Source organism: Sphaerospermopsis sp. LEGE 00249, assembly GCF_014299995.1.
GTDB lineage: Bacteria > Cyanobacteriota > Cyanobacteriia > Cyanobacteriales > Nostocaceae > Sphaerospermopsis > Sphaerospermopsis kisseleviana.
The window spans coordinates 1-12,386 of sequence record NZ_JACJUZ010000023.1 but is presented as its reverse complement, the minus strand read 5'-3'; the positions used below and the strand labels follow the sequence as shown (position 1 = coordinate 12,386).

General features: G+C 39.8%; 7 protein-coding genes and 1 tRNA gene. 3 read left to right on the top strand and 5 right to left on the bottom strand.

Features of this window, described 5'->3' with window-relative positions; translation table 11 throughout:
- Positions 1-76: 76 nt before the first annotated feature.
- Positions 77-2,038, bottom strand: coding sequence for a GAF domain-containing sensor histidine kinase (locus H5968_RS10095; protein ID WP_187039848.1), 1,962 nt, complete (start codon positions 2,036-2,038; stop codon positions 77-79).
- 200 nt (positions 2,039-2,238) lie between these two features.
- Between H5968_RS10095 and cobN the strand changes: the two genes are divergently transcribed.
- Entirely contained in the window at positions 2,239-6,048 is a 3,810-nt protein-coding gene (cobN, locus tag H5968_RS10090) for a cobaltochelatase subunit CobN (protein WP_187039847.1), read from the top strand.
- Between the two features lie 77 nt (positions 6,049-6,125).
- On the opposite strand, the gene H5968_RS10085 is transcribed toward cobN, so the two are convergent.
- From H5968_RS10085 to lipA, 4 genes are all read right to left on the bottom strand, one after another.
- Positions 6,126-6,581: a Fur family transcriptional regulator gene (locus H5968_RS10085; RefSeq protein ID WP_096572159.1), complete on the bottom strand. Its 456-nt coding sequence runs from the start codon at positions 6,579-6,581 to the stop codon at positions 6,126-6,128.
- Positions 6,582-6,769: 188 nt separating this feature from the next.
- The gene (gene sigC, locus H5968_RS10080; RefSeq protein ID WP_187039846.1) at positions 6,770-8,023 is read right to left on the bottom strand and encodes an RNA polymerase sigma factor SigC; all 1,254 of its coding nucleotides are present in this window, start codon (positions 8,021-8,023) and stop codon (positions 6,770-6,772) included.
- Between the two features lie 740 nt (positions 8,024-8,763).
- A complete protein-coding gene (locus tag H5968_RS10075) occupies positions 8,764-9,687 on the bottom strand; it encodes an NAD(P)H-dependent glycerol-3-phosphate dehydrogenase (RefSeq protein ID WP_187039845.1) in 924 nt (307 codons plus the stop codon).
- Positions 9,688-9,799: 112 nt separating this feature from the next.
- Complete coding sequence (gene lipA, locus H5968_RS10070) at positions 9,800-10,669, bottom strand: lipoyl synthase (RefSeq protein ID WP_137666224.1); 870 nt, start codon at positions 10,667-10,669, stop codon at positions 9,800-9,802.
- Between the two features lie 125 nt (positions 10,670-10,794).
- Here lipA and H5968_RS10065 point away from each other — a divergent pair.
- Together H5968_RS10065 and H5968_RS10060 are read left to right on the top strand one after the other, a co-directional pair.
- Positions 10,795-10,868: transfer RNA gene (locus H5968_RS10065), tRNA-Pro, on the top strand.
- Between the two features lie 99 nt (positions 10,869-10,967).
- On the top strand, positions 10,968-12,386 hold a 1,419-nt coding region (locus tag H5968_RS10060; RefSeq protein ID WP_255427097.1), incomplete at its 3' end, for a class I SAM-dependent DNA methyltransferase.

The window sequence follows — 12,386 nt, the reverse complement described above, 5'->3', positions numbered from 1 at the left end:
TAGTATTTTATAATCCAGCAATTTATCAAATATTCTGACTCCTGACTCCTGACTCCTGACTCCTGACTCCTGACTCCTACTTTAATTGTTGTGGTATCCAAACAGTAAAAATTGAACCCATACCTACAGTTGATTCTACTTCAATTCGACCCCGATGAAGTTCTACCAGTTGTTTAGTTAAAGCTAAACCAACTCCTGTACCTTCATAGCGACGACGATAGGGAGTATCAAGTTGTTGAAATTTCTCAAACAGTAATGGTAATTTTTCTTCTGGTATACCAATTCCAGTATCTTCTACTTGAAATACAGCGGTATTTTCTTCTACCCATAGACGTAACGTGACATTACCACCTTCTGGGGTGAACTTAATAGCATTAGTTAATAAATTCCAAAGAATTTGTTCTATTCTTCCAGAATCAGCTTGAAAAATATCACTGGTAGAATTAATTTGTAAATCAAGTTTCAGGGTAACTTTTTCACTGGTTGCTTTTTCTAATAAAGAGTCTAATATCTTTTCTGCTGACTTCACTAAAGAAAATTCAGCAATATTTAATACTGTTTTCCCCGCCTCAATCTGTGATAAATCGAGGATATCATTAATCATTTCTAATAGGTGTTCTCCGCTGTCATGGATAGTTTGTAAATAATCCCGTTGTCGTTGACTTAACTCACCCAAAGGCCAGCGCAATAATGTAGAAGACATCCCAATAACATAAGTTAAAGGAGTTAATAATTCATGGCTGATAGTAGCGAGAAATTCACTTCTGAGACGACTGGCTGCTTCTGCTGCTAAAAGTGCTTCTCGCAGTGCCATTGTCCGTTCAATTACTCGTTGTTCTAAAGTTTGTTTTTCTTGAGTCAAAGTGCGTGTAGCTTCTCGTAGAGAACCCATTAATTCAGATTGATGAATAGCTATAGCTAACTGTTCTGCAACTGATGACAACAAGCTTTTTTCACTTTCACTCCAATTACGAGGAGTATGACATTGATGAGCAATTAATAAACCCCAAAGTTTATCTTCAAAAATAATCGGGGCTGCCAACTTTGCCCTTATTTTATTCTTCTTTAAAAAATTCAATAAACAATCTTCTAAGAAATAGGTTTTTTCTACATCATCTACTGCTAAAATAAAGCCTTGGTGATATTTTTCCCAAGATCCTGAATTTATATTCAGACAGTTTTCCTCTTGAAAATTTAAAACAGAGGTAATAGAATCTTGTCCTAGAGATTCATAAACTACACAACCTCCATCATGTTGATTTTCGTGTTCAGTAAGTTGAGAATTTACTACCGTAGCTGCTGAATACTGACAGTTAGGTGATGTGTTTTGACTTGGGGACGTAGATGAAATAAATTTATAGATAACTAATCTATCTAATTCCAAAAACTCACGGACTTGTGTAATTGCCGTAGACATAATTACTGGCAAATCGAGACTTTTACGGATTTGCGTTGTTACTTGATGTAAAAGTCTTTCTTGGGCAATTTGTTTTGTGAGAGCATCTTCTACGGGTTTACAAGTAAAACCCTCTGGTGGAATCGAAAATGTAGGTGTTTGTACCTCATTGTTAACCAGTGGGAGAAGATATTCTAAGATCAACAAAGTAAATTTACTTTGCAGTATAGCATTATTAGGAGAAATAACCTGTTGATATTGTGTGATGTTTTTGTAAGTGTAAGAATGAGACTCAAATAAATTTCTTAAATTAGAGACAAAAGCAGCGATCGCTTGGGAATTAAATGTCAAACTAGCATTTAAGCAATTTAAGGTAACATCTTCCTTCTGTGCTACCCTACTTCCCTCTTCCCCTGCCTCTATGTTGCCTAACAACAGCGCACTAAATCGCTCAGAAACTACAAGGGTAAATCGTTGTTGTTGCCACTCAACAGGAATGAGAATCCGCGCCAGCACAGCTTCTGTAAGTACCAAAGCAGCACTGCCTATTGCTTGAGCCATCTGGTGCAACAACTCGCCAAGCCGATTAAATATACTTAAAGGCAAGGTTCGAGAAAAGCTCAAATCGGGAGAACTAAGCATTTTCAAAATTCTAATGAGATGGGCGGAATACCTAAGTAGGGTAATGGGGAATGGGTAATGGGTAATGGGGTTATTTACCTCCCCAGCTTCCCATCTCCCTATCTTCCCATCGTCTTAGCCTGTTCGTAGGACTTGCAGGATTTTTCCTGGTTTTTTGTGATTGTGTACTAATCAACAGTTTAAGGTAGTAATAAAGAATTATGCATCGTATAAGTGCCACACCAGGCGGATGGAATCAGTCAGACGGTTTAGTTCTTCTGGAACAAACCCCAGCCCCTTTCGTTTTGATTACTGCTGCTGACACCGACATTCAAACTTTAGCAGCAACAGTACCAAAATTACCTGCTGAATTTCCTCAAATTAGAGTTGCTAACCTGCTGCAACTACAGCAACAAATCAGTATTGATAATTATGGCGAACAAGTTTTAGAACTTGCCCAGGTAATTGTTTTGCGCCTTTTAGGAGGAAGTTCCTATTGGGCGTATGGTTTGGAAGTGGTGCAGGAAATTGCCGCAAGTAATGGCATAACTTTAATTGTAATGCCTGGAGACGACGCTCTTGATCCAGATTTAATATCAAAATCAACTATTTCTACTGAACTTGTTAACCAAGTATGGCAGTATTTCCGGGAAGGTGGTATAGAAAATTTCCTGAATGCTCTACTTTTTATCGCTGATATTTCCCTCTTAACCACATTCAACCCCCCACAACCACAACCTGTTCCCCGTGTGGGATTGTATAAAGGACAGGGAGCAGGGGAGGAAGAAGCAGGGGAGCAGGGGGAAGATTTTTCCCAATTACCCAAAATAGGTATTTTATTCTACCGCGCCCATTATTTAGCCGGAAATACAAAAGTTATTGATGCTTTATGTACTGCATTAATCAAGAAAAATTTACAACCTGTACCGATTTTTGTTTCTTCTTTACGTGAACCAGGTGTAACTGATGAGTTAATCAAGTTTTTTCAACCTGAAGATTCTCAACCTATTAGCCTGTTATTAAACACTACCAGTTTTTCTCTAGCACGTTTGGAGACGGAAACACCGCAAATTGAACTGTGGGAAAAGTTAGATGTGCCAGTGTTACAGGTGATTCTTTGTGCTAGTTCAGTGGAACAGTGGGAAGCACAGTTACAGGGTTTAACTCCCCGTGATATGGCCATGAATGTGGCTTTACCAGAGGTAGATGGGCGGATTATTACTAGGGCGGTTTCTTTTAAAAGTTGGCAAACTCGCAATGATGACTTGGAAACTGATGTAGTCGTTTATGAACCAGTGAGCGATCGCATTGATTTTGTTGCCCACCTGGCTGCAAATTGGGTTCGATTACGCCATAAAATGCCCTCAGAACGTCGTCTAGCTCTAATTTTGGCAAATTACCCCAACACCAATGGTAGGCTGGCTAATGGCGTAGGTTTGGATACTCCTGCTAGTTGTGTAGAAATCCTCAAGTCCTTAAAATCGGCTGGTTATGATGTGGGCGATATCCCCGCAGATGGTGATGAGTTAATTAAAATTTTAACTGCGGGTGTTACCAATGATCCAGAAGGAAAAGATTGGAAACCAGTAAATCAAAGTCTTTCTGTAGAAGAATATCAAAGGTATTTTGCTAGTTTACCCGCACCTGTACAACAAGGAATTATTGAACGTTGGGGAGATGGGGAGGTAAATAACCCAATCACCAATCACCAATTACCAATCACCAATCACCAATTTCCGATTCCCGGTATTCAATTTGGTAATGTTTTTGTAGGTATTCAACCATCAAGGGGTTATGAAAATGATCCGAGTTTAAATTATCATGCACCAGATTTAGAACCAACTCACGATTATTTAGCTTTTTATTATTGGGTAAGAGAAATTTTTGGCAGTGATGCGATCATTCATGTCGGAAAACATGGCAATTTAGAATGGTTACCAGGTAAAAGTGTAGCTTTATCTAATACTTGTTATCCTGAAATAGCCTTTGGTCCCATGCCTCATTTATATCCTTTTATTGTTAATGATCCAGGTGAAGGTTCACAAGCTAAACGTCGTTCTCAAGCAGTCATCATTGACCATCTGACACCACCCATGACACGGGCGGAATTATATGGAGCATTGCAACAAGTAGAAAATTTAATTGATGAATATTACGAAGCAGAAACATTAGATCCTTCTCGTTTACCCACATTACGCGATCGCATTCAAGAATTAGTCATCAAAGAAAATCTCTATAAAGATTTAGGTATCACTGATGAAAAGGATATTGTAAACTTTGAAAGTTTAATTTTAAACTCCTTAGATGGTTATTTGTGCGAACTCAAAGAAGCACAGATCCGCGACGGTTTACACATTTTCGGACAAGTTCCCCAAGGTAGACAACTAAGAGATTTAATAGTGGCGATCGCCCGCATCCCCAACCGTCATTCTATCGGAATTACCCGTGCGATCGCAGAAAATTGGGGTTTAGATTTCGATCCTTTAACAACAGAATACAGTAATAAATTTCATCCTCCTGAAACTCTCTCTGCGCCTCTGCGTCTCTGCGTGCAAATTAACTCCTGTCATACCCACGGCGATGTCATTGAACTATTAGAAGAAGAAGCCGCTTTTTTAGTCGAAAAAATCATCAATTCCCAGTCACCAGTCACCAGTCACCAGTCACCAGTCCTTAACTGGATAGAATCAAAACTTCTTCCAGCATTAAAAAACACAACCCAAGAAATTACCAACTTACTTAAAGGAATAGATGGAAAATATGTTCCTAGTGCTGCATCTGGCGCACCGACAAGAGGAAGGCCAGAAGTTCTTCCCACAGGTAAAAATTTCTATGCTGTAGATATTCGCGCTATTCCTACAGAAACCGCCTGGGATGTGGGCAGAAAAGCAGCAGAAAATCTCATTGAAACCTACACTCAAGAACATGGAGAATATCCCAAAACTTTGGGTTTATCAGTTTGGGGAACTTCTACCATGAGAACAGGAGGAGATGATATTGCGGAAGCTTTAGCTTTATTGGGTGTGCAACCGGTTTGGGATGGTGCAGCTAGAAGGGTAGTAGATTTTGAAATTCTACCTTTATCAATTTTAGGTCGTCCCCGTGTTGATGTGACTTTGAGAATTTCAGGATTTTTCCGTGATGCTTTTCCTAATTTAATTGATCTATTTTCTCAAGCAGTGGCAGCGGTTGCAAGTTTAGATGAACCAGAGGAGGAAAACCCGTTAGTAGGTGCGGTAAAGCAAGATATTGATTTATGGACACAACAAGGTTTAAGTTTAGAAGATGCCAAAGAGCGATCGCTTTATCGGGTTTTTGGTTCTAAACCCGGTGCTTATGGTGCTGGACTTCAAGGTTTAATCTCTTCCCAAAACTGGCAAACTGATCAAGATTTAGCCCAAGCTTACATCAACTGGAGTTCCTACGCTTACAAGGGAACAGAGAATAATAATACTGTCACCTCTCAAGAAGTATTTGAACAGCGTTTAAAACAAATGCAAGTTGTTCTACATAATCAAGATAATCGAGAACATGATTTACTTGATTCTGATGACTATTATCAGTTTCAAGGTGGTTTAACTGCTGCGGTTCGTTCTCTCCAAGGAAAAAACCCCGAAATTTATTTTGGTGATAATGCTAATACATCTCAACCCAAAGTCCGTAAACTCAAAGAAGAAATTACCAGGGTTTATCGTTCCCGTGTGGTTAACCCGAAATGGATAGCAGGGGTAATGCGTCATGGTTATAAAGGCGCGTTTGAAATGGCAGCAACGGTAGATTTTTTATTTGCCTACGATGCCACCGCCCAATGTGTGGAAAATTATATGTATCAGGGAATTGTAGATAATTATTTACAAGATTCTGTAGTTTGTGAGTTTATTCACAACAAAAACCCTTGGGCTTTGCGAGATATAGCTGAAAGGTTGCTAGAAGCACACAAACGAGGTTTATGGGAAGATGTCAATTTAGAAACTTTGGAAAATTTGAGAAATTTAGTCCATGAAGCAGAAGCAGCTATAGAAGAAAATTAGTTATTGGGCATTGAACATTAGGTTATTCATCCGCCCAATCACCAATCACCAATCACCAATCACCAATCACACATTAGCTAAAGTGGCATTAATGCCCGTTGGCATTTGGGACAAACAGCATGAATAGTTAATTGACAATCTAGTAAGTGATAACCTTCTTTTTGGGCTGTTTTTGCACCGATTTTCAAAATTGAATCGTTTTTGAACTCAATTGTAGTATTACAACGAACACAAATCAGATGGTGGTGATGATGGGGGTAAGGTTGGTTAATTTCATAGTGTTTATGTCCTTCACCCAACTCTAGTTCCCGTAAAATTCCCATCCTGGACATTAACTTGAGGGTGCGATAGATGGTTGATAAACTGATACCCTCACCATCACTTTCTAGGCGATGATAAAGATCCTCAGCACTTAAATGTTCACCCTGGGGAAGTTCTTGAAATATATGTAGAATTGTTTCTCGTTGAGGAGTTAAACGCCAGCCTCGGTCGTTTAGTTCTGCCTTAAGTGAACCAGTTGTGTAGACAGTCATACTAAATTTTCTCAACAAAGCCTGTTAATTGAGAATATAACAAATATTAGGAGCAATTTGCAACAATCCTAACTTATTGAGAATGTTTGTTAGTTGTTATTGGGCATGGGGTATGGGGCATTGGGTTATTCATCTTCCCAATCACCAATCACCAATCACCAATCACCAATCACCAATCACCAATCACCCTAACTTAAAGATTCTAAATAGTCGCGGACGAGGTTACGGCGCTTGGGTTGGCGAAGTTTTTGTAAGGCTTTGGATTCTATTTGTCGTACTCTTTCTCGTGAGAGGTCTAAAGCGCGGCCTATTTCGGCTAATGAATAGGGATGTCCATCGGATAAACCAAACCGCATCAAAATCACTTCACGTTCACGGGTGGTTAAATCTGCTAGTAAATGCTGCAAATCTTTATGTAAAGATTCTCGCATTAACATTTCTTCTGGGGTAACGCTATCAGTTTCTAATAAATCTCCTAACTCGGTGTCTTTGTCTTTCCCTACTTTAGTTTCTAGTGAAACAGAACGAGGAACTCGCAACAAAACTTCCCGCACTTGGGTAGGTGTCATATCTAACTCAAGTGCTAAATCTTCTAAAGTAGGTGTACGACCTTTTTCTTGAGCAATTTTCCGTTGTGCTTTTTTGATTTTGTTGAGTTTTTCGGTAATATGAACAGGTAGGCGAATTGTCCGGCTGGAAGTAGCGATCGCTCTGGTTATTCCTTGACGTATCCACCAATAAGCATAGGTACTAAAACGATAACCCTTTGTAGGATCAAATTTCTCTACTGCTCGTTCTAATCCTAAAGTACCTTCTTGTACTAAATCTAATAATTCCAAGCCACGATTTTGATACTTTTTGGCAACAGATACTACAAGGCGCAAGTTAGCCTTGATCATGTGTTCTTTGGCTTGAAGTCCTTGAGATTGAATTTCATCAAGTTCTTCTACTGTCAACTTGGCAATTTCCGCCCAGCGTTTTTTACCTTCTGATAATGTAGGTTTAAGCTCGGATAATTCTATGCCAGCAGTTTTAGCCCATCTTTCTAATGAGGGGCGGTGTCCTAATTCAGATACTAAACGCTCCTGAACTTCTATTAAATTCAGATAAGGGGCAATTACAGCGTCACCTTGTTTTGCTGCGTTAGCAAGCACGATCCGCATCCGCAAATATCGCTGTACTTTTTGAGCTTCGGAAACTTCTTCATCCCGCCCTAACAAACGTACTCGTCCAATTTCTTGAAGGTATAAACGTACTAGGTCTGTACTACGACGGTTGGTATTATTTGCAGCCAAGTTATGAGGATCAACAGCAGCTATTTCTATATCTTGTAGTTCATCTAGGGACAAATCACCCTCATCAATATTGAGATCAGAGTCTAATGTTAGGTTAGACTTTTGGGAATCGTAGGCTGCATCTGTGTGAAAAGATGTTGCGGGCATAATGTCTTAATTGTGAAGGTACTAATAGATTACGGTCAGCTAAAATCGCTAAAATTACGGTCAGATCATCAACTGTTGCTATTGTTCCCGTAATTCACGATGAAATAACAAAATTGAATTTTGCAGTACAATTCTTTGCAGAAGGAAGATTGTACTAATTCTGCGGGGCTGTCTGAAAAGTAGGTGGCGAATATAATTCGCTACTACACAACTCAACTTACCCTGCCCAAGCTACAACCAAAATTATTAATGGTATAAAATTAGATTCTTGAACTCACTGAGGGATAGACTTTTACCGAATTTTTTTTTGGTAACTGTAGGTTTTTGATTGAACTCATAGACGTTTCTAGCTACGGCCAGGCTGGAAACACAGTAGCGGTATGTAGAGATGTTCTGGTGGAACTTCTCTAAGGACAAACGTCTGTATAGCAGTCAAAGCTTCTTGGTACATAGGGAAAGTAAATAAAAAGTACATCAATTGTTGACTTCATTTACCTGCTTTTTGCGGTAATCACTGACTTAGTTAACTGAGATGTTCTAGGAATATTTACGGCTATTTTCATAACTATGTACAATTCTATCCCTAGTAATTTTGCTGTTGATAAACTACATAGTTATATTTACATGATGGGGGAAGTAGTTTCCTGACGATTTAACAATTTCTTTAGTGATTATTTGGTAATTAGCAGATGTGAGTTACGAAATAATGCTTATAGTGGAGCATGGTGCAAGCCATTCATTTATTGGTGATATTCTGGCTTAGTATCTCTTAACATGAGTTCATCTAATGCCTGTTTGGGTGTAACTTGAGTTTCCAATAACCGATAAACCTGCTCAGTAATAGGCATAGTAATATTTTGCTGCTGGGATATTTGCATCAAAACTTGACAAGTGTTTACACCTTCAGCGGTTCCTGGTAAAGAGGCGAGAATTTCTGTCAGCGTTTTTCCACTGGCCAACTGATAGCCGACTTGATAATTACGGCTTAAGGGGCTGTTGCAGGTGGCTAACAAATCTCCTAGACCGGATAAACCATAAAAAGTTTCCGTTTTTGCGCCCAAAACCTTACCAATACGAATGATTTCTGTCAAGCCGCGAGTTACTAAGGCTGCTTTGGCATTAGTTCCCAAATGCAAACCATCACAGACACCAGATGCGATCGCCATCACGTTTTTGAGTGTACCACCTAGTTCCACACCTACCGGATCAGAGTTAGTATACACACGAAAACGTCCAGAAGAAAAGACTTGTTGCACGACTTGGGCCGCAGCGGTATTTTTGCTGGCTACTACGGTAGCGGCGGGTAAACCCTGAGAAATTTCTTCAGATAAATTAGGACCTGAAAGGACAACTACGGAATGATCAGGAAATTCGGTTTGCCAAATTTGGGAAGGTGTACGGGTTGTTTTCGCATCTAAACCTTTGGTAGCGGTGACAAATATTGCCTGTGCAGATACTTGACAAGATTTAACCGATAACGCTACATCCTGTACACCTTTCATAGATATAGCACAGAGGACTATTTCGGCATTTTTAACAACATCCTCTAAGGAAAGATCACCCTGGCGTGACCATAAACGCACCTCATGACCATTTACCCGCGCTAAATTTGCCAGGGTTGTACCCCAAGCACCTGCACCTAAAATAGCGATCGTTTTAGTCATTGGTAATTGGTAATGGGTAATTGGTAATGGGTAATTGGTAATTGGGGAAGAAGGGAACAGGGAACAGGGAAAGAATTTTCTCCCCAGTCACCAGTCACCAGTCACCAGTCCCCTATCTGGGATAACGTTTCATTAATTCCCTGACTTGTTCAGCATGATAGGAGCTTCTTGTCAAGGGGGAAGAAACAACTTGTAAAAATCCGATTTCTTCACCATAAGCTTGCCAAGCTGCAAATTGTTCAGGAGTAATAAAATCAGTAACTTGCAGATGTTTTTGACTGGGTTGGAGGTATTGCCCAATGGTCAAAATATCACATTTTACTGATCGTAAATCTTGCATGACTTGGCGAACTTCGGCATCTGTTTCACCTAAGCCGACCATGATACCAGATTTGGTGTAAGTGCTAGGGCAAATTTGGTGAGTACGTTCTAACAGAACCATCGTTCTTTGATAGTCACCTTGGGGACGTACTCGACGATACAAACGTGGGACGGTTTCCGTATTATGGTTTGTGACTTCTGGTTTAGCCTGGAGTATGATTTCTAGTGCATCCCAGTTTCCGCATAAATCAGGAATTAGCACTTCAATAGTAGTTTTTGGTGATACTTCACGAACTGCGTTAATACACTTAACAAACTGGGACGCACCACCATCTACTAAATCATCTCTGTTCACGGAAGTAATCACGACGTGATTTAGCTGCATTCTGCGAACAGCCTCCGCGAGTCTTGCGGGTTCGGTGGGATCTAAGGGTTTGGGTTTTTTCTCAAAGTCAATATCACAGTAAGGACAAGCTCTGGTACAGGCTGGACCCATAATTAAAAATGTAGCAGTTCCAGCGTTGAAACATTCGCCAATGTTGGGACAGGATGCTTCTTCACAAACTGTATTCAGGGCTAAATCCCGTAAAATTTCTTTAACGTTACCAACGCGCTCCCACTGCGGTGCTTTTACCCGCAACCAGTCTGGTTTTACAGTCACAATCCGCTTTGTTTACTGAAGTTATACAACTATAATCCTAGCAAGCAAAGTCCTTTATAAAATATTTTGTTTTTTTATTTTGCTATGGTTATGATATACTAGTCTTGATAAGCATATTTTTTTTACGGGATGTAGCGCAGCTTGGTAGCGCACTTCGTTCGGGACGAAGGGGCCGCTGGTTCGAATCCAGTCATCCCGATTTTTTTATCATGTATAATTTTTTGCTAACTTGCCTGGTCAGTTTTGGTGTAATATTTTAAGCTAAACCATTAATATTAAAAATCCTACAGTACAGTAAATGTTTGAGCAAACTTTTAAAAATATTGATGATGTTCTCTGGAAAGAGGCGGGGTGTACTACAGAGTTAGATTACACTGAACAAACTTCATGGTTATTGTTTTTGAAATATTTGGATGATTTAGAACAGGAACGATTTGAAAAAGCGGAATTAAGTGGTGAATCCTATACGTTTATTATAGATCAAAAACATCGTTGGTCAGTTTGGGCAGCACCAAAAAATACTTCGACTTCGCTCAGTAAGCAGGGTAAATTAGATCATGATCATGCCTTGACTGGTGATGATTTGATTGATTATGTAAATGATCAGTTATTCCCTTATTTACGGAGTTTTAAGGAACGGTCTAGCGGTTCAGATACCATAGAATATAAGATTGGTGAGATTTTTAGCGAGATAAAAAATAAGTTTCAAAGTGGTTATAGTTTGCGGGATGCTTTGGAATATATTGATGAATTAAGATTTAGATCCCAGCAGGAAAAACATGAGTTATCCCATCTCTATGAAGCGAAAATCAAGAATATGGGAAATGCGGGGCGTAATGGTGGAGAATATTATACACCACGTCCTTTAATTCGGGCAATAATTCAGGTGATCAAGCCGAAAATCGGGGAAAAAATTTATGATGGTGCTTGTGGTTCGGCGGGTTTTTTATGTGAAAGTTATGATTATTTAAGACAGGGTTTCGGCTTCGCTCAACCCAGGGGTAATTTAACTACTAAACAACTGGAAATACTGCAAAAAAATACTTTTACAGGGAAAGAAAAGAAAAGTTTAGCTTATGTTATTGGCATCATGAATATGATTTTACATGGGATTGATGCCCCGAATATTATTCATACTAATACTTTAACGGAAAATCTTAGTGATGTTCAAGATAAGGATCGTTTTGATGTGATTTTAGCTAATCCGCCGTTTGGGGGGAAGGAACGGAAGGAAGTACAGAACAATTTTAATATTAAAACTGGAGAAACAGCGTTTTTATTTTTACAGCATTTTATCAAAATGTTGAAGGTTGGTGGTAGGGCGGCGGTAGTTATTAAAAATACCTTTCTTTCTAATTCTGATAATGCTTCCCGTGCTTTGCGTCAAGAGCTTTTGAGTAGTTGTAATTTACATACTATTTTAGATTGTCCTGGGGGGACTTTTATCGGGGCGGGGGTGAAAACTGTTGTTTTATTTTTTGAGAAACGTCCTCTGAGCGAAGTCGAAGAGGGCGTTCCCTTCGACTTCGCTCCCTTCGACTTCGCTCCCTTCGACTTCGCTCCCTTCGACTTCGCTCCCTTCGACTTCGCTCCCTTCGACTTCGCTCCCTTCGACTTCGCTCCCTTCGACTTCGCTCCCTTCGACTTCGCTCCCTTCGACTTCGCTCCCTTCGACTTCGCTCCCTTCGACTTCGCTCCCTTCGACTTCGCTCCCTTC